18 protein-coding genes and 1 pseudogene are annotated in these 21,132 nt (G+C 68.7%); 11 read left to right on the forward strand and 8 right to left on the reverse strand.

All coding sequences use genetic code 11. From position 1 onward, the window contains the following. From AZE13_RS32110 to AZE13_RS32125, 4 genes are all read right to left on the reverse strand, one after another. Positions 1–358, reverse strand: a 358-nt coding sequence (locus AZE13_RS32110; protein ID WP_309302254.1) for a carbonic anhydrase, incomplete at its 3' end; no start/stop codon positions are given. A gap of 267 nt (positions 359–625) precedes the next feature. Then, positions 626–979, reverse strand: coding sequence for a hypothetical protein (locus tag AZE13_RS32115; RefSeq protein ID WP_147264788.1), 354 nt, complete (start codon positions 977–979; stop codon positions 626–628). A gap of 939 nt (positions 980–1,918) precedes the next feature. Further along, on the reverse strand, positions 1,919–3,088 hold the full coding sequence (locus AZE13_RS32120) for a cation:proton antiporter (RefSeq protein WP_066940048.1): 1,170 nt from the start codon (positions 3,086–3,088) through the stop codon (positions 1,919–1,921). A 2-nt stretch (positions 3,089–3,090) separates the two neighbouring features. Further along, positions 3,091–3,570 carry a cation:proton antiporter regulatory subunit gene (locus AZE13_RS32125; RefSeq protein WP_066940051.1) on the reverse strand — a complete coding sequence of 160 codons (480 nt, stop codon included), beginning with the start codon at positions 3,568–3,570 and terminating at the stop codon, positions 3,091–3,093. 574 nt (positions 3,571–4,144) lie between these two features. Between AZE13_RS32125 and AZE13_RS32130 the strand changes: the two genes are divergently transcribed. Further along, positions 4,145–5,122 (forward strand): SAM-dependent methyltransferase, encoded by a 978-nt coding sequence (locus AZE13_RS32130; protein WP_258528136.1) that lies wholly within the window; start codon positions 4,145–4,147, stop codon positions 5,120–5,122. Positions 5,123–5,265: 143 nt separating this feature from the next. Here AZE13_RS32130 and AZE13_RS32135 read toward each other — a convergent pair whose 3' ends face one another. Next, entirely contained in the window at positions 5,266–6,153 is an 888-nt protein-coding gene (locus tag AZE13_RS32135; protein WP_079124597.1) for a universal stress protein, read from the reverse strand. 396 nt (positions 6,154–6,549) lie between these two features. Here AZE13_RS32135 and AZE13_RS32140 point away from each other — a divergent pair, with 396 nt between their 5' ends. Together AZE13_RS32140 and AZE13_RS38680 are read left to right on the forward strand one after the other, a co-directional pair. Next, the gene (locus tag AZE13_RS32140) at positions 6,550–7,617 is read left to right on the forward strand and encodes a TerC family protein (protein WP_066940057.1); all 1,068 of its coding nucleotides are present in this window, start codon (positions 6,550–6,552) and stop codon (positions 7,615–7,617) included. Positions 7,618–7,747: 130 nt separating this feature from the next. Further along, on the forward strand, positions 7,748–7,876 hold the full coding sequence (locus AZE13_RS38680; RefSeq protein WP_258528137.1) for a hypothetical protein: 129 nt from the start codon (positions 7,748–7,750) through the stop codon (positions 7,874–7,876). 208 nt (positions 7,877–8,084) lie between these two features. Here the strand turns inward: AZE13_RS38680 and AZE13_RS38685 are convergent, their stop codons facing one another. From AZE13_RS38685 to AZE13_RS32155, 3 genes are all read right to left on the reverse strand, one after another. Then, the gene (locus AZE13_RS38685) at positions 8,085–9,059 is read right to left on the reverse strand and encodes an L-threonylcarbamoyladenylate synthase (RefSeq protein WP_258528138.1); all 975 of its coding nucleotides are present in this window, start codon (positions 9,057–9,059) and stop codon (positions 8,085–8,087) included. Between the two features lie 581 nt (positions 9,060–9,640). Continuing rightward, positions 9,641–12,256 (reverse strand): cation-translocating P-type ATPase, encoded by a 2,616-nt coding sequence (locus AZE13_RS32150; RefSeq protein ID WP_181690517.1) that lies wholly within the window; start codon positions 12,254–12,256, stop codon positions 9,641–9,643. Then, positions 12,243–13,166: a universal stress protein gene (locus AZE13_RS32155; RefSeq protein WP_066940085.1), complete on the reverse strand. Its 924-nt coding sequence runs from the start codon at positions 13,164–13,166 to the stop codon at positions 12,243–12,245. The genes AZE13_RS32150 and AZE13_RS32155 overlap by 14 nt, the downstream gene beginning before the upstream one ends. An 893-nt stretch (positions 13,167–14,059) precedes the next feature. Between AZE13_RS32155 and AZE13_RS32160 the strand changes: the two genes are divergently transcribed. From AZE13_RS32160 to AZE13_RS38690, 8 genes and pseudogenes are all read left to right on the forward strand, one after another. Further along, positions 14,060–15,532: a site-specific integrase gene (locus AZE13_RS32160; protein ID WP_066940066.1), complete on the forward strand. Its 1,473-nt coding sequence runs from the start codon at positions 14,060–14,062 to the stop codon at positions 15,530–15,532. 1 nt (position 15,533) lies between these two features. Then, complete coding sequence (locus tag AZE13_RS32165) at positions 15,534–17,258, forward strand: hypothetical protein (RefSeq protein WP_066940068.1); 1,725 nt, start codon at positions 15,534–15,536, stop codon at positions 17,256–17,258. Then, positions 17,255–17,476 carry a hypothetical protein gene (locus AZE13_RS37650; protein WP_220127633.1) on the forward strand — a complete coding sequence of 74 codons (222 nt, stop codon included), beginning with the start codon at positions 17,255–17,257 and terminating at the stop codon, positions 17,474–17,476. Before AZE13_RS32165 ends, AZE13_RS37650 begins: the two co-directional genes overlap by 4 nt. 30 nt (positions 17,477–17,506) lie before the next feature. Continuing rightward, positions 17,507–18,598, forward strand: a complete 1,092-nt coding sequence (locus AZE13_RS37655) for a hypothetical protein (protein WP_220127634.1) — start codon at positions 17,507–17,509, stop codon at positions 18,596–18,598. Further along, positions 18,561–19,472 carry a hypothetical protein gene (locus AZE13_RS37660; RefSeq protein ID WP_220127635.1) on the forward strand — a complete coding sequence of 304 codons (912 nt, stop codon included), beginning with the start codon at positions 18,561–18,563 and terminating at the stop codon, positions 19,470–19,472. Before AZE13_RS37655 ends, AZE13_RS37660 begins: the two co-directional genes overlap by 38 nt. After that, a complete protein-coding gene (locus AZE13_RS32175) occupies positions 19,469–19,930 on the forward strand; it encodes a hypothetical protein (protein ID WP_066940070.1) in 462 nt (153 codons plus the stop codon). The genes AZE13_RS37660 and AZE13_RS32175 overlap by 4 nt, the downstream gene beginning before the upstream one ends. 97 nt (positions 19,931–20,027) lie before the next feature. After that, the gene (locus tag AZE13_RS32180) at positions 20,028–20,357 is read left to right on the forward strand and encodes a hypothetical protein (protein WP_066940073.1); all 330 of its coding nucleotides are present in this window, start codon (positions 20,028–20,030) and stop codon (positions 20,355–20,357) included. 623 nt (positions 20,358–20,980) lie between these two features. Next, positions 20,981–21,132 (forward strand): annotated as a pseudogene (locus tag AZE13_RS38690) (carbonic anhydrase); the annotation flags it as partial.

Here is a 21,132-nt window from a genome sequence, read left to right on the forward strand (position 1 = left end):
CGCCGGTCAGGTCCTCACCGCGGATCTTGGCGCCGACCGCGCCGCAGTGCGAGTGACCGCACACCACGATGTCGGCGACACGCAGCACGCGCATCGCGTACTCGATGGTGGCGGCTTCCGCACAGGCCGCCATGTCGTCCTGGTAGACGGGCACGGCGTTGCCGGCCGTCCGCAGTTCGAACAGTTCACCCGGGCGTGCCCCGGTGATCAGGGACGGTACGACGCGGGAGTCGGAGCAGGTGATGAAGAGCGCGAGCGGCGACTGGCCGGCCGCCAGCCGGCCGTAGGTTTCCTGCTCTTCGCTCCGGTCGGCGATACGGGCTGTCAGGGTCCGGGCATGCTGAATGAAGGTCTCCATGAGAGGTCTCCTGCTGCTGAGAGCTGCCACCGAGCCGGTGGCGGCGGAAACGCGCGAAGGAAGGCTGAGTGGGGCAGACCAGGGACTGGGGAACGCGCGTGTCACACCATGCGCTCAGTACTCGTCACGACGTGCGCTTGGCACTCCGAGCCCCGCAGACCCGCTACCGCAGACAACGGGGCCGCTGCGTGCGCCCTGAACGTCACGGACGAGTCCAGGCGCCGGCTTTCGCGCCAATGATCCTCAACCCCGCCCCAAAAACCGTGCTCAGCAGCGGAAGACGCAGTGCAGGACGGGGAGTTGGGTCGGTCTCGACACGGCCCTGGTGGTGTGACCCGCCGAAGGATTGCCGGAAGCCGTCGCGGCGTCAGGCAGTTCGGTTAGGTGCCCCTGCGCGTGGCGGGTCTTCTCGTGGGAACCGGTGTGCCGGGAGGTACCGCGATACTGCCCGCGCTCATCCTCGCGCGTCTCGCGCTTGGACTCCTCTTCGGATTCATAACCGCGCGAGGTCTGCGCGGGCTGAGCGACGAACTGCGCGGCGGCCCGGACAGCCCGTGCGGCTCTCACATCGGCGGACGCCGCCCCACCACCCAGCAGCAGGGGCAGGACGAAAGCGAGCAAGGTCAGCACAGTGCACCACAGGCGTGACGCCGGTGCGCCGGTGCCCCTCCTCATGCTCGTCCCCCGGCCGGTCGTCCCTGGCTGCTACGACCGCTCTCAGCGTGCCGCAGCTAAGCTTCCACTTTGATAATGCCATGCCCGGCCGAGGCGGTCCAGGGTTGTGAACGACCTTCCTGCATGCGGTAGTTGGCGACATCATCATTCCCGGGCCCCGTTGTGCGATGCGGTCCGTGAGCCGCGAGGTAGTGCTGGGAGAACATGCAGGGGTACACGCTCAGCAGGGTGAGAGCGAACGGCAGTCCGGATGACGGTCCGGTGCCCCCCGAGGGTGCCACCGGGGGGCAGGAGCATGTCGACGAGGCGGAGGACCTCCATTGGCACGGGAAGATCACGGTCGAGTTCCGCTCGGAGGCTGTGCCCGGGGGTACCGTGTCACACGGGCGGGTGCCCGCGAAGAATCCCACTGCCTTCCCGATGACCAGGCCGAGCACCACGCCCAACGGCTCAGGGCCGATCCCGGCCAGTGCCGCACGGGCGGACGCATCCGACCAGGCCAGATCAAGCCGACGCCGGCTCCACCATTGCGCTGCTGATTTCAGAACCACAGGATGCTCTGTCCAGGGCTTACCCGTGCCGGCTTTCTGAACGGCCGCGGGTGCACGGTGCCCGCCCCGCCGCGCGTCGGAGCCCGCCTCCTGGGCCGGCCCTCACACCTGTGACACAGGATGGTGGGTGGTGGGCAACGATGCACCTGCGAACACTGCTGTGGCGTTGGCGCTGAAAGCGGGTACGACGAGGGCCGGGCCGAACTCCTCGCTGGCCCGGCACTGGGCACCAGCCATGCCCCTTCATCGCCCGGCCAGCGAGCCCAACCGCAGACCACTGCACTGCAGTTCAGGAGGTTGTCGCCGCACCTCCCCGGCCCCCGGACGAATGTCTTCACTTGGTTATGCTGGCTGTTCTGCGCGCTTTGGTGGCGGGTAAAGCACCTGAGAAGCGGGTGAGGACGGGGCCGGTGATGGCGAGGACGAAGACATAGGCGGTGACCAGGGGGGCGAGGTTGTCGTGCATCGTGCCGACCAGGCCGATGATGACGAGGGAGAACTCGCCGCGTGCGATGAGGGCTGTTCCGGCCCGGAGCTGACCGCGGCGACCGACCTGTTCCCGGGACGCGGCGTACCGGCCGGTGACGAGCTTCGTCGCGGTCGTCACCGCGGCCAGTGCGAGGGCGGCCGGCAGGAGTGGCAGCAGGTCATCCGGGCTGACGGAGAGCCCGATGGCGAGGAAGAAGACGGCGGCGAACAGGTCCCGCAGAGGGCTGAGCACGGCGCGGCTGCGTTTGGCGGTCTCGCCGGTGAGGGTCAGTCCGACGAGGAAGGCGCCGACCGCCGCGGAGGCGTGGATGAGTTCGGCCCCTGCAGCCACGATCAGGGTGAGGCCGAGGACTCGCAGTATGAGTTGTTCGGCGTCGGGGTGTGAGAGCAGCCGTCCGAGGTGGTGGCCCCACCGGTAGGAGGCGGTGAAGGCTGCGAGGACGGCGCCGATGGCGGCGAGGACGCCGAGTGCGGCTTGCCACCAGGGGCCACCGGCAGCGAGGACGGCCAGGAGGGGCAGGTAGGCGGCCATGGCGAAGTCCTCCATGACCAGCACCGAGAGGACGGCCGGTGTCTCCCGGTTGCCCAGTCGGTGCAGGTCGGCCAGGAGCCGGGCGACGATCCCCGAAGAGGAGATGTACGTGGCGCCGGCCAGCGCCAGGATGCCGATGCCGTCCAGGCCGAGCAGCCATCCGGCCGCCGCGCCAGGCGCGGCGTTCAGCACCAGGTCGACCAGGGCAGAGGGCACGTGCCGGCGAAGGCTGGCGGTGAACTCGGTGAGGGAGAACTCCAGGCCGAGTGTGAGCAGCAGCAGGACCACGCCGATGGCGGCTCCGATTTCTACGAACTCGCCGGCGGCGGGGACGGGAGCGATGCCTCCCTCGCCGAGGGCCAGACCGGCGAGCAGGTAGAGCGGGACGGGCGACAGCGTGAACCGCCGTGCCACAGCGCCGAGCACGCTGAGGGCGGCGAGGATGATCCCGAGCTCAAGCAGCAGCGTGACAGGTGTGTGCACGCTCAGCCCTGGACGATCTGTGCCACGCCTGCGATCCCCTGACGGGTCCCGATGACCACCAGGACATCACCGGCTCGGAGTACTTGGTCCGGCGCTGGTGAGGCGATCACGTCCTCGCCGCGGACGATCGCCACGATCGAGGCGCCGGTACGGGTCCGCGCCCTTGTGCTGCCCAGTGGCTGGTCCACGTAGGGGCTGCCGGCCCGGACCTCGGCCTGTCCCGACAGCAGTCCGGGCACCTCCTTGGTGAGATCGGCGAACCGCTCGGCGATGCGCGGCGCGCCCAGGATCTCGGCGACCGTATCGGCTTCCTCGCTGTTGAGCCGGACCACGGGACGGGCTTCGTCAGGGTCACCGCCCACGTAGACGACCAATTCGAAATCGCCGGTCCGTCCCGCGACGATGCCGACGCGGTCCCCCTCGTAGTTGGTGAATTCGTAGCGGAGCCCGACCCCGGGCAGGAGTACCTCGGTGACGTCCATGAGCTCATCATCGCGAGATCCCCTGCCATCGGGGGCACGCCGCGTCAGGCGTGTCAGCGCCTTGAGGCGCCCGCTGGACCTGTGTGACCTGGGGAGGGGCGAGCGCCTGGTCCATCTGCGCGTGCGGGTGGGCAAGAGCCGTGCCCAGATGCCAGCCGGGCTCGGCTGGCACCCGTATACCTACCGGGAGCGGGAGACAACCGGCCAGACGCGAGAGAAGGTGCAGGAACTCTTCATTCTGCCGATGGTCGACCGAGTGCACGCAGTGGAGCCAGGAAAACCCCGGACTCGCCGAGGATCTGGCCGGAGCCACCGTCCACTATGTCGCACCGTCCGCCCAGGTGCCGGCCAGCTCTCGGGTGAACCTGGACAAGCAACGCTCCATCGCCGGGCAGTGCGGCGATCGGATGGGGAAATGGCGGTGAGCAAGCCTGGGGAGGTCCTGAGCAGCTGCCGCCGATCGAGCGGGCTACGGGCAGCAGCCCGGTGTGTATCCCAAGGCTCTGCCCTCGAACCCAGTTATCTGGGCCGATGTCTGCGCTGGCCGGCTGGCCTTCGTCTCCGAAACGGACTGGTGGCTACTGTGGTGCACGGAGCGAAAAAGGGATCCTCGTACAAGGGAACGTCGTCGAAGGCGATCCTGCATCAATACGATTTCCTGGGTGACTTCTACCGGCTGTTCCTGGGGCCCGAGCTCGTCTTCTCCTACGGCATGTGGGAGGAGGGCGACACACTCGAATCGGCGCAGAACCGAAAGCTCGATTATCACGCCGAGGCTGCTCACGCCGTGGGCGCGGATCGTGTGCTCGACGTCGGCTGCGGGTACGGCAGCCTCCTGCACCGACTGGTGACAGTGCATCACGTCAAGCACGCGGTGGGGATCACTATGAGTCCCGGCCAGGCCACGTGGGCCCGTGACCAGCACTGGCCGCGCTGCGAGGTCCGGGCCGAGAACTGGTTCGATCACAAACCGGACGGGCCTTATGACGCCATCATCGCGATCGAGGTAATCGAGCACTGCGCCGGGAACACCGTATGGCGGGCGAAGCGTGTCGCCCGGTACCGCGAATTCTTTCAGCACTGTCATTCCTGGCTGCGGCCGGGCGGGCGCCTGTCCGTACAGGCCAACGCCTGGAATGAGCGCGGGTGGCTCGCCTCCCTGGTCCTGCCTCCCCAGCAATTGGCCCCGCATGGGAGTGGCGGCACCCGTGAACGCCTTGGGCTGAAGGACATCCTCGGCGGCATCAAGAACGTACGCGAGGGCCTGCACGCGTCGCGAAAGGTGTATCCCGAGTGCTTTCTTCCGACCCGGGACGAACTCATCGACGCCAGCTGCGGGTTGTTCCGCATCGTGGAGGCGCACACCGACCCTGACGACGGTGTCGCCACGGTACGCAGCTGGTTGGAAAAGGCAGAGGCCAACCGCGTACGCGGAGCGGAACTCATTGGCGAAGACGCGGTGTCCGACATCATCAGGGAGCAGAAGACCGCGCTCAGGTTCCTGCGCGAGGGCCGCTTCACCGTCTTCCGCATGGTCTTCGAAAAGGTGTGAGGGCGGCAAGTCCGCGATCCAGCAAAGCCTTACCCGTCCGCATCAGCTGACGATGACGCCCCGGTGGCTCCCGTCAGGTCACCGGGAACCACCTGTCGGCGTTGGCCATCGTCGCGGTCTGTCTGGCCCCGGTGTGGTGCTGGTCAGGGGCCGGCTCGCACCACAGCGACCGGGCAGTGGGCGTGATGGAGAGCGGCCTGGCTGACCGATCCCAGCAGCAGGCCCGCAAACCCGCCATGTCCACGTGCACCGACCACCATCAGCTGGGCATCCGCGCTCGCTTCGATCAGTGCCGGGCGGGTGCGCCCGCGAACCAGGCGGGGCCGCACGGTGAGGCCGGGGTACTGCTTGCGGTGGTGCGCCAGGGCCTCGGTCAGCTCTCGCTCTTCCTGCTGCCGGAGGTGGTCCACGTCGCCCACCAGATCCACGATGTCCACCCTGCGGCCCAGAGCATGCTCACTGTGATCGGACCAAGTGCTCCAGGCGTGCAGCGCGACGAGCTCTGTGCCCCGCAGCGCAGCTTCACAGAAGGCGAAGGCGATGGCTGACTGTCCCTGGGGCGACCCGTCGACAGCCACCAGCACCGGACCGGCCGGAGCCGGCCGCCCACGGACGATCATCACCGGGCAGTCACTGTGCGCGCTCAGCTGTATGGCAGTGGAACCCACAAGGAGCTCGACGAAGCCCCCGGAGCCTCGGTGACCGACGACGACGAGCTGTGCGGTACGAGACTGAGCTTGGAGAACCGCCACTGCCCCACCGATGATCACAGCGTGGCTGACGTGTAGGCCCGCAGCCCGGCTCCGGGCACGTTCCAGGGCCTCAGCCACGATCCTTTCGACCGTTTCGTGCACAGTGCCCGTGGGAGGTCCCAGCGGTGACGAGCCGGGCGGTACGTGCAGCGCGGGCCAGAGAAACGCGTGCACAACGCGCAGTTCCGCGTCTCGCAGCCATGCTTCTTGCGCTGCGGCGTCCACTGCTGCCAGGGCGGATGGCGAGCCGTCCACGCCCACCACCACCGGCCCGCTCATCATCCGTTTCTCCCGCCTGGGACCCGTCCGTGGCGGCGTGCCCAGCCTGGTAGCACGGCTTCACACGGCTCCCATCGACCAGGACCGTCGCCGCGATGCTGTCTCTCTTCCAAGACTCCCCCCGGCCCCCTCCGTCCGCTACAGGGCGACCGGGCCCCGTCGTGAAGACCAGCGGGCCACCGCAACCAGGAAGGCCATGCCGCGGCGCGATCCCACTCTGCCGACCGCTGCGGCGGCCTCTTCCTCCGCTCACGGTCCGACGGTGTACGTGCTTGGCGAGGCGGCGAGAGCATGCCAAGGTCCCACGCTCCTGGTGTCGCCCGGTGGGGTGAAATCCCACAGACTCCCGTATAAGGGTCCGTGCAGGGTCGCGCGGGCCGTTGGGAAGTGACTGGTGTGCTTGAGGTTCCGCTGTGGCTGTGGGGGGCGTTCGCCGCGACGGTGGTGGTGTCGCTGGCGGTGGACTTGCTGGCCCACCGCACGGCGCACGTCATCGGCTTCAAGGAGGCCGCCGCCTGGAGCGGCCTGTGGGTGGGCCTCGCCCTGATCTTCGGCGGCGTCGTCTTTCTCGTCCTCGGCGCGACAGCCGGTACGGAGTACACCACCGCGTGGCTGCTGGAGAAGAGCCTGTCGGTCGACAACCTGTTCGTCTTCGCCGTGATTTTCGCCTACTTCAGGGTGCCCCGCGCCTACCAGCACCGCGTGCTGTTCTTCGGCGTCATCGGCGCACTGGTCTTCCGCGGGATCTTCCTTGCGCTCGGCGTCGCCGTGGTCAACCGCTTCACCGCGGTCCTGTTCGCCTTCGCCGCCGTCCTCTTCTACAGCACCTACAAGCTCCTCAGGGACGAGCGGGAGAGCTTCGACCCGGGCAAGAGCTTCGCCGTACGGCTGCTCCGAAGGATCATTCCGGTCCGGGACGAGTACGCCGGCACGAAGTTCTTCATCAAGGAGGCCGGCAAACGCATCGCCACCCCGCTCCTCGCGGTGGTTGCCGCGATCGAGGCAGCCGACCTGATCTTCGCCGTCGACAGCGTCCCCGCCGTCCTCGCCATCAGCAACGACGCCTTCATCGTCTACACCAGCAACGCCTTCGCCATCCTCGGCCTGCGAGCCCTGTACTTCATGCTCGCCGATCTCCTGGACCGCTTCCACTACCTGAGCAAGGGCCTCGCGATCATCCTCGCCTTCATCGGCGTCAAGCTCGTCCTCCAGGCGTCCCACAAGACGATCAGCGCCGGGATCCCGGAAATCCCCTCGCCGGTCAGCCTCGCGGTCATCGTCATCATCCTGGCCGGTGCCATCGCCCTCAGCCTGCGCCGACCCGCCGCACCCCACACCGACGCCGCTCCGGACAAGAAGGCAGCCGCCCCGTCCGACGCGGCAACCCAGCACCCCGGGCCCGACAACGGCGCACATGCTGAGCAGCACCAGGAACCGGATGATCCGCCCCGCCCGGCGAGCTGACCCACGCCGCCTGCGCAGACCTCTCCCCTTCTCCGACCACCGAACCTATTGTTAAAGAGTGAGCAAAGTCCAGCATGAGACTGGCCCCCAAGGGGAGCTTGCCTGCCCGGTCTGCAAGCAGCCCCTCACCATGACGATCAAGAGACGGCACAAGACTCTCGGAATCTTCGTGCCCGTGTGGACCCCTGAGCCCTGCCGCAACCCCGACTGCCCCGCATACCTGGAGAAACCGGAGCGCACCCCCTACGTGGGCCACTGACACAGCCCCCGCCCGGACAGCGCCCGCTTCCCGGGAGCTCGACTCACCGTGCACTTCCGGAACCCCGTTATGCGGCGACCAAACAGCCGGGGCCGTGCACTCGTACCGGGGGGAGACCACCACATACGCCGACAACGGGCGAGGCCGGGCACCCGGAGGCGCCCGGCCCCTTCCCGGTGTGTCGGCCGACTCATGGCGGGGGCTGGGGTCAGCCGACGGATCGACCAATCCGGGTGACACCGGGTAATTCAGAGTATCGGGGTTGCCGGTGCCGTGTATGACGATCGGCGCGAGTCCGCTGTGCGGGGCTGACTGACCCGCCCGGCAGGTTCCGTGCGCTGGGCGGCCTGCCAGGCGAGCACGATCCCCACCGGGATCCAGGAGAGCGGAGCACGGGTGGGGATCTCTCTGTACGGTGCCGCAGGTTCTGGCGGCGTGCTACCGGGCCACTGCCGCCGCTGCGCTGTTCAGGGCGCGGGACAGCCGACGCAGTACGAGGCGCGAGAGCCTGCCAGCAGGGCAGGCACGAGGCACATCGGCGATCGGTACGCAGATCAGGGCCTCCAGAGGGATGCCCTGATCGCTGTTCCTTGAATGGCGTCGGCGGGTGGTCGTTTAAGATGGTCGGGATCTCGCCCGTGGCGTCGACGATGGTGGACTCGACGCCGACCTCGCAGGGGCCGCCGTCCAGCACGAAGTCGACGGCGTCGCCGAGCCCGGCTCGGACGTCGTTCGCGGTGGTGGGGCTGACCTGGCCGAAGCGGTTGGCGGACGGGGCCGTGACACCGCCACCGAAGGCCGCCAGCAGTGCGAGGGCGACGGGATGGTCGGGCACACGCACGGCGACCGTCTCCAGGCCACCCGTCGCTTCCAGAGGCACCCGGCGACCGCGCCGCAGGACCAGCGTGAGCGGCCCCGGCCAGAAGCGTTCGGCCAGCAGGCGGGCCGTCGCGGGCACGTCCTGGACCCAGTCGTCCAAGTACTCCGCACTACCGATGTGGACGATCAGCGGGTGAGAGGGCGGGCGCCCCTTGACCTGGAAGATAAGCGAGACGGCGGCGGGGTCCTCGGCGTCGGCACCCAGACCGTAGACGGTCTCGGTCGGGAAGGCCACCAGCCCTCCGGCGCGCAGCACACCGGCCGCCTTCTCGATGTCACCGGTTCTTGCCCTCACCCTCACCATGCTCCCACCCTTCCGCTCCCCACATTCCATAGTCTCGTCGGCATATAACGACAATCCAAGGCCGACGGCACCGCGCGAGCGAAGGCCGCACGAAGGCCGTCACGGCGGCACCGGGAACACCGCCAGACCAGCCCGGCTTAGCGTAGAACCCGCAGGCCCCAATCCCAGCCAGCTGCTCACCGCCGGGCGTCACCTGGTGCGAGCAGACTCCATCACCCCCAGGACTGGCGGTGGACGGTCGCCATCGTCCTCGGCGTACTGGCCGTGATCGGCATGATCCTCGTCGGGATCTTCGCCAGACCGCCCCCAGCGACCACAACCTGGGCAGGCCAAGGGCTCCTCCCCAGCCCCATCCCCGCTCGTCCGCGCCCCGTGGCCGATCCCGGCATCCGCCAGAGCCTCCGGCCCCCGCACGGGAGGCCCGCCCCCTCTCACCGGCCGAACGCCCGGAGGGCGGACACCATAGGCACGTGACCCCTCGCCGAGCCGTACAGCTCGATCAGGAGCGACGTCGACGCCGCCGAGGCGGTCCGCCTACTGATGGAACAGTGCCTGCCCGGCGTCTTGGTGGCCGGCCCAGCCTAGGCCCTGTGCTGTCGGGCGACTTCCCTTGTTCGGGGGATGCGCAGAATCCGTGACGATTGGGTGAGCAGGAGGGGGAGGGTGGCGAGTGCGAGCGCTGTGGTCCAGGAAGCGGCGCCGAGTGTGGTGAGACCGAGGAGGTTACGGAGGTCGGGGACGGTGAGGGCGATGGTTTCCAGGGCAGTGGTGAGGGCGAGTGCTGCCCACAGGTAGGGGTTGGCGGTGGCGCCGCGGAAGCCGGAGCCGGTATCGGTGCGGGCGTTGAAGACGGCGAGAAGCTGTGCGGTGGTGAGGGTCACGAAGGTCATGGTTCTCGCGGTGTCGAGGTCGAGGTTCATGGTGGTCGTGGCCAGGAGGTAGCTGGTCAGGCCGACGCTCCCGACGAGGGCACCCTGGGTGAGGATCCGTCGCAGGGTGGCGGCGCCGAGCACGGGTTCGTTCTTGGGGCGGGGTGGGTGGCGCATGGCGTCGTCGCTGCTGGGTTCGAGCGCGAGGGCGAAGGACGGGATGACGTCGATGATGATGTTGTTCCACAGGATCATGAGGCCGGCCAGTGGTGCGTCCGCGCCGAGCGCGATCGCGGCGGTCACGACGAGGACGACGGCCAGGTGCCAGGAGAACAGGTACTGCCCGAAGCGGCGGATGTTGTCGAATACCCGGCGGCCTTCGGCGACTGCGTGTTCGATGGTGCTGAAGTCGTCCGTGGTGAGCACGATGTCGGCGGCTTCACGGGCGACGTCGGTGCCGGTGCGGCCCATGGCGACGCCGACGTCGGCCTGGCGCAGCGCGGGGGCGTCGTTCACGCCGTCGCCGGTGACGGCGACTGTGTGGCCGGCTGTCTGGAGGGCCTGGACGAGGCGGAGCTTGTGCTCGGGTGCGACCCGGGCGTAGACGTCGGTCTGGTCGATGACGCGGGCCAGTGCGGTGTCGTCGAGGCGGTCGAGTTCGGCGCCGGTGACGGGCTGCTGGGCGTGCAGTCCGAGCTGGTCGGCGACGGCTGCGGCGGTTCGGGGCTGGTCGCCGGTGATCATGACGACCCGGATGCCTGCCTGGTGGCAGGCTTTGACGGCTTCGATGGCGGCCGGGCGGGGCGGGTCGGCGAGCCCGACCACCCCGAGCACCTCGGCGGCTGCGAGCAGTGACTGGTCGTCGACGGGGTGTCCGGGGGCGGGCCCGGAGGCGATGACGAGGGTGCGCAGGGCTCTGCCGCCCATGTCGTCGGCGGCAGAGAGGAGTTCGGTATGGCGGTGAGGGTCGAGGAGGACTTCGGGGGCTCCCTTGGTGTGTACGTGGGTGTCGGTGACCACTGCCATGCGCTTGGTCGCGGGGTCGAAGGGGACTTCGTCACAGCGAGGGTGCTGTTTCCGCAGGTGTCGCCAGTCGGTGCCTGCGTTCTGGGCGGCGTGCAGAAGGGCGACCTCGGTGGGGTCGCCGACCGGGTCACCGTCGGGGGCGATGTCGGCGTCGTTGCACAGGACCGCGCTCTGCCATAGCCGCTGCTCGTCGGCTCCTTCGGCCAGGGCGACATCGACGACTTGCATGCGGTTGGCGGTGAGTGTGCCGGTCTTGTCGGAAGCGATCACGGTGGTGCTGCCGAGCGTCTCCACGGTGGGCAGCCGTCGCACCAGGGCGCGATGACGGGCCATGCGCCGCATCCCGACGGTGAGGGTGAGGGTGGCGACGGCGGGCAGGCCCTCGGGAACGATGGCGACGGCCAGCGCGATCGACACCTCGATGATTTCATGGAGATCGAGGCCGCGTAGCAGGGCAAGTCCGGCCAGCGCGCCGGCCACACCGACGACGACCAAGGACAGCGTGCGGCCCAGCCGCTCCAGTCCGGCTTGCAGCGGTGCCTGCATCGTCTCGGTCGAGGCGGCCATTTCGGCGATGCGGCCGACCTCGGTGGCGGTGCCGGTGGCCACCACGACCGCCCGGCCGCGGCCGGCGCGCACGGTGGTACCGAGGTAGAGCATGCCGGTGCGTTCGGCCAGCGGGGCGTCCACGGCCACGGCGTCCACCGTCTTGGCGACGGGTTCGCTCTCCCCGGTCAGCGCCGCTTCGTCGACGGTGAGGTCGCTGGCCTCGATCAGGCGCGCGTCCGCGGGAACGTGGTCGCCGCCCTCGACCGAGATGATGTCGCCAGGCACGAGTTCGACTGCGTCGAGCTCGTCGCGGCGGTCCTCGCGCTCGACATCGGCGACGGTGGCGGCGAGCCGGCGCAGCGCCTCCATGGAACGCACAGCGCGCAGCTCGGTGGCGAACCCGACGATGGTGTTGATGACGAGCACCACGGCGACGGCGGCGGCCTCCACGACTTCTCCGATGAGCAGCCCGGCCACCGCCGCGGCCACTAGTAGCACCACGACCGCGCTGCGGACCTGGTCGACGAGGATGGCCCAGGCCGGCAGCTTCTTCCGGCCGGCGAGCGCGTTGCGTCCCACGAGTGAGCGGCGGCGGATGACCTCCACGTCGTCCAGTCCGAGTTCCGCGTCGACGTCGAGGTGCCTGAGCACCTCCGTCGCCGGCAGTGCATGAGGGTTCTCGATCAGCAGCCGAGTGCCGAGCACCCGTCGGTGCCGCGCCGGATGGCCGTGGCTATGCTCAGGCTCTTTCACGGCGAGGGCTCCTCGGTCGGGCGGGCCCGTCGGGGCCCGCCCGGGCCCGGGCGACAACCACGGGGCAGTGGGCGTGGTGCAGCAGAGCCTGGCTGACTGATCCCAGCAGCAGGCCAGCGATCCCGCCGCGGCCCCGGGCACCGACGACGAGGAGTTCGGCGCTCTTGCTCGCCTCGGTGAGCGCCTCGCGGGCACCGCTCCGTACCACCTTGTACTCGACCGTGACGCCGGGGTATCGCTCCCGGCGCCCGGCAACCGCTTCGGCCAGCAGACGTTCCTCACCGTCCGCGAGCGTGCCCGGCCCGTATGCGCAGGGCATCGAAGAGTCCTGAGGTGGAGGTGCCTGCACGCTCCAAGGAGTCCATGCGTGCAGGGCGATGACGCGGGTGCCGCGGAGGGCGGCTTCTGCGAAGGCAAAATCGACCGCTGCTTCGCCGGCTGGTGAGCCGTCGGCCCCCAGCACGATCCAGCCGGCAGGGCCGGGCCGGTCCCGCACCACCATGACCGGGCAGCGGGCGTGGGCGGCCAAATGCACAGCCGTCGACCGCAGCAACAGTCCGCGGAAGCTTCCCAGGTCACGGCTGCCGACCACGACCAGCGCAGCTTCACGCGACTGGGCCTCCAGCACGCGCAGCGGCTCACCCATGACGACGGCCTTGGCGACCTTCACATCGGGGTCCGCAGCACGCGCACGCTGCACCGCCTCAGCCACCAGCCGCTCGACCATTTCACGGAGCCCGGCCTCGGCCGGCCCCAGCAACGACGGGCTGACCGGCACATGCATGCTGGGCCAGAACGCGTGCACCACCTTGAGCCCGCACCCACGCAGCCGTGCCTCGCGGACCGCGACCTCAACCGCGTCAAGACTCGACGGCGAGCCGTCCACACCCACCACGACCGGCGCGCTCACCACAGGACCCCGATCTCCGGGCGCATCAGTCGCCGACCTGGGCGACGGCCGACCAGCCCCTGAAGCCCCTGACTGTCAAGACATCGTCGGAGCGCCACTGCAGGGAGGCACACAGTCATCACTACTCAGCCTCCTGCTTCCACAATTGCTCAACGTTAGCCGTCACGCCAACCGATCGGACCTTCTGCCTGGTGCTCTGCGTCGCTGCCCAGCCTGCTCTCGCACATAGGAAGAAACTGGCGATGACTCGATGCAGCCGCTCCCAACGGTGAGTAGCTCGCTTGCGAAGCGGCTCCGGAGCGAATACCGGATTCACTGCGGCGGAGCCGCTACTCGACCATCGCGACCTGCGGCGAGGCTTTCCCACCGCCGGGCGATCGAATCAGTGATCGCTCCCGGAGCCGGGGGTACGCCGCGGTCGCACGTGCCCGGGTGGCGCCCCTCCGACCACGTACGGCGGTCGAGCGGTATCTCACTGGCCCGGGAGCGCGTAGTCCTCCGCGCGGATCTACCGGATCCCGCTGACAAGTGGATCCACTGGCAGTCCGGCACCGCCCAGCTGCTGCCCGCCTGATCGCCCGCCGCACCCGCGGCTTGCTGTTCCTCACCGGCCGCACAGCCCCGTCCGGAACGGCGACGCTGGACGTGTGCCCAGAGACCCGCCATGCCCGGCTGCCCTACCGGCGAGCCGAGGAGATCTTCGAAGAGAACACCGGACTGCTGGCCAATCCGCTCACCTCAAGGACATCGAGGACCTGGACGGCTGGATCCTGCACCGACTCCGCCACATTGTCTCTGCTTAGTTTCCGTGTAGCGATTGACTCCAACTGAGCTACTGGCCAGGGCCTTTGGGCTTTGCATCGAGCCGTGTGGTGTTTCTACTGTCGGCGCTCATGATCCTGAGCTTCTTCTCGTCCCGGGGCTGGGAGTCCTGGGACGTCGAGCATCGGCCGTTGATCCCCGAGGGGATGCCCGTGCTCATCGACGACGACCTGCGTTTCGAGGACGGACCCGCCGCACCGCGCCCGGCGGCGGTGGTGAACCGGTGGCTGCGTGAGCTCCCGGCCAGCGGGGCGCCGGCGCCGAGCTCGTGGGAGAACTACGCGCGAGCCCTCAATGAGTGGATCGAGTTCCTGGCCGAGCACGGGGTGGGGCTGTTCGACTCGCGGGAACGGTTGAAGGCCGGACTGAGTCGGTACGCCGAGCACCGGGCGGCCGGTCCGTTGAAGGCCCGGTTCGTGGCGACGACGTGGGGCCAGCACATGAGCATCCTGTCGTTGTTCTACCGGTGGGCGATCAACGAGGGGTACGCGACGGCCGAGCCGTTCACCTACCGCGCCGCGCGGGCCCTGTTCGCCGGCACCGGGCGGGAGGTGCAGGTGAACCTGGCGGTCCGCCGCACCCCGAAGCCACACGTGACCATCAAGTACCTGGAACCGGACTTCACTGACCTGTTCCGCAAGGCACTGCGCGGGCTGGCCCCGGATGGCTCGGACGATACCGGCTTCTACGGGCGGGAGTTGACCCGCAACGGGGCCGTCGGTGATCTCGCGCTGGCCACCGGGCTGCGGCTGCAGGAGTTCACCTATCTATTGCCCTGGGAGATCCCCGCCCTGCCGCCGGAGCCGACCGCGGTGCCGATCCCGTTGCCAGTGCCGCCCGGGATCACCAAGGGGAAGAAGTTCCGCACCACATGGACCTCCTACGAGGCCCTTGCAGGTGTCCACGACTATCTGGAGCTGGACCGCGCGGCTACGGCAGAAGGCTCCGGCTGGCGACCGCCGCGGCGGTGGGGCGAGCCGCTGTTGGTGACCCGGCCCGACGCGAGGGGTGGGTTGATCAATGGAGTGCGCCGGTCGTGGGAGTCACTGGTCCCGGCCGAGCGGCGCCGTCTGGTCGCCCCCGGCGGAGGGTCCTGTCTGCTGGCGGTGAAGAGTGGTGGCGGACCGTTCACCGCCTGGGCGACGGTCTTCGAGCGCACATCCGCCCGGATCCGCACCCGCTTCGAACCTCGTTTCCCGCATGTCTGGCCCCATCGGCTCCGTCATACGTTTTCGATGAGGACTCTCGAATACCTGGTCACCGGGCACTACCGGCAGGCCGCGAGGCTCGTGACGGATACGGGCGCGGATGCCGCGCTTATCTTCTACCTCTCCAAGGCCGACCCGCTGCTGGTCCTGCGAGACCTCTTGGGGCATAGCACCGTACTTGTCACGGAAAAATATCTTCGCCGCCTGGACACCACGCGCATCTACCGGGAGGCATACGAAGGCGCCGGGGCGGCGGCCGGGCTGACCGATCATGGCGAGGCCGAGAACGAGGCTGCCGCAGAGTTCGCCGAGGACATCACGGCCGGAGGTGCCTGAGATGCCGGCCACGCTCATCGACGAACCGCTGGGTCTCACCTGCGTATTCAGCGACGGCAAGCGCGCGACGTTCTCTCTGGACGGTCTGCCCAACCCGCACTTGGCCAGGGACCTGGCCCTCGGCCTGGCCGAGCTGGTCCACCCGCATGGGACCGTGGATGCCGCGGGCAGCGTCATGCACTACGTGAGCTCCGCCCGCCACCTGGTGCGGACCCTTTCGGGCCGGGGGTTCTCCGGCGGTGCCGGGCAGCTGAGCCGCGGCATGCTCGCGGAGTACTGGATGGGCACCTCCATGGGCCGCGAGGCTCACACGCGGCACATGATCCTGGGCTTCGCCGCGAACGGCGGTGCCCTCGCGCCGGGGGTGGAGGAACTCGCGAACGGACGGAACTACAACCCGCAGCCCTACCGCAAGGCCCTGCCGCCCTACGGCGAGGTGGAGTGGGACCGGCTTACCACCGTCTGCCGCACGTTGGTCGAGGAGTCGTACGCCGCCCATCGCCGGGCGCTGGCCGCCGTTGCCCGAGGGCGACACCCCACCGAGGGCGGATGGACGGCGGAGAACTTCTGCTGGTTGCTGTCGCGGACCGGACCGATCGGCACCCCCGATTTCGCGGGGGCCATCGGCGTGAGCTTCGATGCCTTCCACAGACGAGGGGCCGGCGGCTTTCACGACGCCGTCCAGAGCGTCTTTCCTCACCTGGACGTGACGATCGCCTACCGGCTGTTGTTCGGCGTCTACTCCGGCATCGTGCCGGACGGTATCGACGGCTTGGGGGTTGGAGATATCGACTGGGCCGGAGACGCCTCGATTCTGCTGTCCTACGTCAAGGGCCGCACAGCGGCCGAGAGCCTGAACCTGCCGCGACGGGCCGTGCGCCTGCTGGAGCAGTGGCTCGCCCACTCCGCTCTGCTGAGGAGCTTCATGCCGCCCGGAGAGCGGGAACGGCTCTGGCTCTGCTTGGCCCGGCCGGGCAACGCCGCTCTGGCGGCTCCGAAGATCACAAGCGTGTCCCGGCTGCGATGGGCCAGGCTGCATGGCATCGTCGGCGCCGACGGCAAACCACTGAAGATCCATCGGGCCCGGATCCGCACTACCCATCACGCGATGCGTGACAAGCGCACATGGACGGGCAGCGGACGGGCCACCATCGACCCGAACCACAGCCCGGCCGTTGAAGGCGACCATTACCTCACCGCCACCACACCGGCCCAGCGCAAGGCCGTCGAGGCCATTGTCGAAGACGCCCAGCACGACCTGCTCCGACGAGCTCACCCACCTGTGATCCTCACCGTCGAGGACGCTGCTGCCCTGGCCAAGGACTATCCGGAGCTGGTGGCCGCCATGGACTTGGACGACGCTGTCCTTGCCGAACTGATCGGCGGACAGCGGGATGTGTTCACCGCCGCCTGCGGCGACCAGTTGTCGGGTCTGCACGGCCCGAAGGGCAAGCCGTGTCCGGCTCGCCCCTGGGTCTGCCTGCTCTGCCCGCTCGCGGTGTTCGCCCCGCGGCACACGGTGAACCTGCTGCGATTGAAGGCGTTCTTCTCCCGGCAGTGGCAGCAGATGCCCGTCGCCCAGTTCATGGCCGTCTTCGGCCCATATGCCACCCGCATCCAGCAAGTGCTGGATCGCTTCGACCCGGCCCTGCTGGCCGAAGCGGCTTCCCGTGTCGGCGACACGGACGAAGAACTTCCCCTACAACCAGAGGAGTTGACCGCATGACCGCCCTTGTGACGGCTGATCTCCGCAGCCAGGGCGGGGCTTCCCCCTTCGCCGGCGCGGACGTCTGTCAGGAAGCCGGTTTCCAGCTGCCGGCCGGAACCTGCCGCCCGTTCTTCGATGACGACCTGTGGGACTTCACCGACGTGGTCGGGCTGCCGGTCCAGATGTCACTGAGCCAACGGCGCTTCGACTTCACCTTGATCACGGACCCACGTTAGCGACTGGTCGCCAAGGAACTCGTACTGGCTTTGCTGGCGCCCCGGCATCCGGCGGTCGCACCACTGCCTCGTGCTTACCGCACCGCGCTGCACCTGCGGACCTGCGCGAACAGGCTCTCCGAACTCGCCCGCTTCTTCCGCTGGCTCGACGAGCAGGGCCTCACCTCCCTCGGCCAAGTGGACGCCGCGTGCTGCGAGGCATACCTGACCCACCGGCGCTATGTGCTCGACGAGTACGGCGGTGTGATTGGCAGCCAGAGCCCCGCGACCCGGCGAGCCGCCGCCCTGGTCCCCGTCGACCTGGTCAACTACCGCGAACTGTTCACCGCCGACCAGCCAAGCTCGGACCTGGTTCCTTGGGGCGGTGCCACCGCGTCCGCCGTCGCCGAGATGCCCAACGGCCGGGAGGAGAACAAGACCCAGCCCGTCGAGGACAAGGTGATGCAACCGATGCTCGCCGCCGCCCTCTACCTGCTGTCCACCCTCGGCCCGCACGCGGTCACCCTTGCCGAGGACATCCGGGAAGCCGACCGCGTCGGGGTCCGCTATGCCCGCAAGGCCAGCAGCATGCATGGACGCAAGCCCCCGGCCCAGGACCCCCAGCCGAAGATCGCCGCATTGCTCGCCGAGCACGAAAGGATGGAGGCCCCCCTTCCCCTCCTTCCGGACCACCACGTCACGAAGCGGATCGCCAAAGGCTGGGCGGAGGACGATCCGCTGGTGCACATCTCTCTGGACGTCCTTGCCCGTCGGGCCGGGTTCAGCCAGTTCAGCCCCCCGGTGGCTGACTTCCCTGCGAGGGCCGCTGGAGAAGACGCTGCACAAGGTCGGAGCGGAAAGAGAATTCGGGCGCGATGCCACCGCCGTCGCGACGGCGGACGGGGACGAGTCGGTGCCCTGGACACCGCCACTGCACCGGCTGCAGGCCGTTGCCTTGGTCGGCATCGTCCGCACCGCCGCAGTGATCGTTCTGGCGGCGGTCTCCGGGATGCGTTCCAGCGAGCTGATGGAACTGACCGTCGGCTGCCGTCGCCCGCCGGAAGAACCCGTCCCCGGCCTGACCCGCTACCGACTGATCAGCAAGGTGATCAAGGGCCAGGAACTCGGCGGCGTCGTCGATGAATGGGTGGTCATTGAGCCCGCATTCCGCGCTGTCGAGCTGATCGAGCAGCTTCATCCCGATCCACGCGAAGGGACATCGCTCCTGGGGCGGTTCGCCTTCGACGTCCGCTACCGCTGGTTCCGGAACTGGGTCAACTCCCAGACCGGACGGCGACTCGGCCTCGCTTCTATCCCTGCCGACCCGGTCAACCTGCGGCGACTACGTCGCACCCTTGCGCTGGAGATGGCCTATCGACCCGGAGGTGTCCTCGCGACCAAGATCCACCTCAAGCACATCGCCGTCGCGACAACGGAGGGCTACAGTTCCCGCCCCGGCGGCGCACAGGCAGAGCTCCTCGCCGAGATCAACAAGCACGAAAGCGACCGCAACTTCGACCTCATCCTGACCGAGTTCCGAAACTACCAGCAGGGCATCCTGCCCGCAGGCCCCGGAGCACGCGAGCTCACCGCGTTCTTCACCAGCATCGATGGCAAGTTCGACCCGTCCACCACCCCGATACCACGAACCCACCGCAATGAGTGGGATGTGCTCAACCTGCTGACCAAGCGCGCGAAGACCCTGCACCTGGGTCCAGCCAACTACTGCTGGTTCACCGACCCCTCACGGGCCCTCTGCCTCAAACTCGCCGGCACTCCCGCCGCGGACCGGCCTCTGATCGGGATGTGTGACTCCGCACGCTGCCCACAGGCCACCCACCACCCCTGCCACCGCCCCGTCTGGACCGAACACGCCGAGCGGACCAAGACCTTCCTCGGCCAGCTCGGCCGCCCCCGCAAAACCGAACGCACCCGCCTCCAGAACGACTACGACCGCGCGATGCACATCATCGCGGACATCGACGCCGCCACAGCACCCGAGGAGGAACCCGCATGAGGATCTCCGCAGCCCAGCGCATCGAGAACGAGAACCGCATCCGAGCCGCCATCGACCGGCTCCTTCGCGGCGAGATCCCACCCGGCGGAAAGTGCGACATCAAGACCCTCGCCCGCGAAGCGGGCGTCGACCGCACCGCCTTCTACGGCAGCCGCCCCTACGCTCACCTCCGCATCGAGTTCGAGCGGCGCCTGCAGGCTCTCCAGCAAGCCGGTGAGATCCCCGACCCTCGCGAGGCCCAGATCACCCGGCTCAAGGCAGAGATCACCAAACTCAAGGAGCGGCTGGTCCAGTCGGAGCAGGCAGTTGACGAGCTCACCGACTTCCGCACCCAGGCCCTGTCCCGACTCGCCGCCCAGCGCGAGGAGATCGTCCACCTCCGCGAGTCAGCCGCCCGCGCGAGCCGAGTCAGCCGCCTTCCCACACCAAGGACCACTGTGATCGGAACCTGCAGCTGACACAGGCAGAGGCGGAGAGGCTGAGCCTCACCAACCGGAATCCATGCGACACAGCAGGGACCATTGGCTACTGTCCATTCGGCAGAAAGAGGAGGTCATGGTGCTAGTCAAGAAGGGCTCACGCCGCATCACCGTCGACGGCGTCACCTACCGGTGGAGAGTCCGAGGACGAGCGACTTATGCCCAGGGGCTGGGCTGGCGTCCGCTGGCTTATGCCGTCGAACAGACCGAGACACCTGGCACCACCTTGGTGGTCACCACCAACCAGCCGCATCCGAGCAACTGGTTCGAAATCCCCGCCAGGCCCGTGCTGCCCGCGGAGGTGGCCGAGACCATCCGCATGGCTCGCGCCAAAGGCTGGACACCCGAGAAGCCCGGATCCCCCTTCCTGCTCGACCAGTCCCAGGGATTCACCCCAGCCGACTGACCGGCACAGCCGCAGAGCCCGCCGAGTCCGACATTGGCGGGCACCCCGGCGTCGAATCGACATCGATGCAGTGAACTACGTCACAGCAGGGACGCCGGAATGCAACACATGCCGCTCTCAGCGTCGCAAAACTCCTCGGACCGACGCACCTGCTCAATCACCACACGAGATCGTCCGCACACGGCCTCTGCGGACACAAGGCACTGCGCTCTCACCCACGCCGCCGAGGACGGCACCTCCGCCCCGATGCTGCTGGCCCGCTCCCGCCACGCCTCCGTCCGTTCCCCGGAGCACGGGGCGGCGCAGCACATTACTTCGGCCACTCGTTCGGCGGGCTTCGTGATCGCGATGATGTCATTCTGCACTGTATGGCGGTGCACAACGATCAGTGCGTCCATGGCGCCGCGCCGGACGATGCGCAGGCGCCTGATGGCGACCGGTCCTACCAGGGGGACCGTGTTCGCCAAGAGCTGAGACGCCTGGTGGAAGCCGCCGTCGCCCAGCGCCTGGGGATGCCCGGCGACACCAGAACGCTCAGCCCCCGGCCGCCGCCCTCCGCGGCCCCCCGTACAGCGGCGAGCTGGTTCCAGCCGTAGCCTGCGACTACGGCTGAGGCCCCGCCCCTGACCCCGTCCCAAGCTTTCGAGCAGCTGCTGGCTGGCAACGAGCGCTTCGTTGCGGGCGCGCCCGTTCAGCGCCCGTTCGCTGTGCTCTTCGGCTCCTCCGACTCCCGGCCGCTGAGATCAGCTTCGACCGGGGCTTGGGTGAGCGCTTC

The sequence above is a fragment of the Streptomyces sp. NBRC 110611 genome, assembly GCF_001590865.1.
Classification (GTDB): Bacteria; Actinomycetota; Actinomycetes; order Streptomycetales; family Streptomycetaceae; genus Streptomyces.

Bases quoted from the DNA above. Each gene is read 5' to 3' on its own strand.
- AZE13_RS32125 (WP_066940051.1), bottom strand. From the start codon at position 3,570: ATGGACGTCACCGAGGTACTCCTGCCCGGGGTCGGGCTCCGCTACGAA.
- AZE13_RS32165 (WP_066940068.1), top strand. From the start codon at position 15,534: ATGCCGGCCACGCTCATCGACGAACCGCTGGGTCTCACCTGCGTATTC.
- AZE13_RS38680 (WP_258528137.1), top strand. From the start codon at position 7,748: ATGACGATCAAGAGACGGCACAAGACTCTCGGAATCTTCGTGCCCGTG.
- AZE13_RS38685 (WP_258528138.1), bottom strand. From the start codon at position 9,059: ATGGTGAGGGTGAGGGCAAGAACCGGTGACATCGAGAAGGCGGCCGGT.
- AZE13_RS37650 (WP_220127633.1), top strand. From the start codon at position 17,255: ATGACCGCCCTTGTGACGGCTGATCTCCGCAGCCAGGGCGGGGCTTCC.
- AZE13_RS32135 (WP_079124597.1), bottom strand. From the start codon at position 6,153: ATGAGCGGGCCGGTGGTGGTGGGCGTGGACGGCTCGCCATCCGCCCTG.
- AZE13_RS32180 (WP_066940073.1), top strand. From the start codon at position 20,028: ATGGTGCTAGTCAAGAAGGGCTCACGCCGCATCACCGTCGACGGCGTC.
- AZE13_RS32175 (WP_066940070.1), top strand. From the start codon at position 19,469: ATGAGGATCTCCGCAGCCCAGCGCATCGAGAACGAGAACCGCATCCGA.
- AZE13_RS32160 (WP_066940066.1), top strand. From the start codon at position 14,060: ATGATCCTGAGCTTCTTCTCGTCCCGGGGCTGGGAGTCCTGGGACGTC.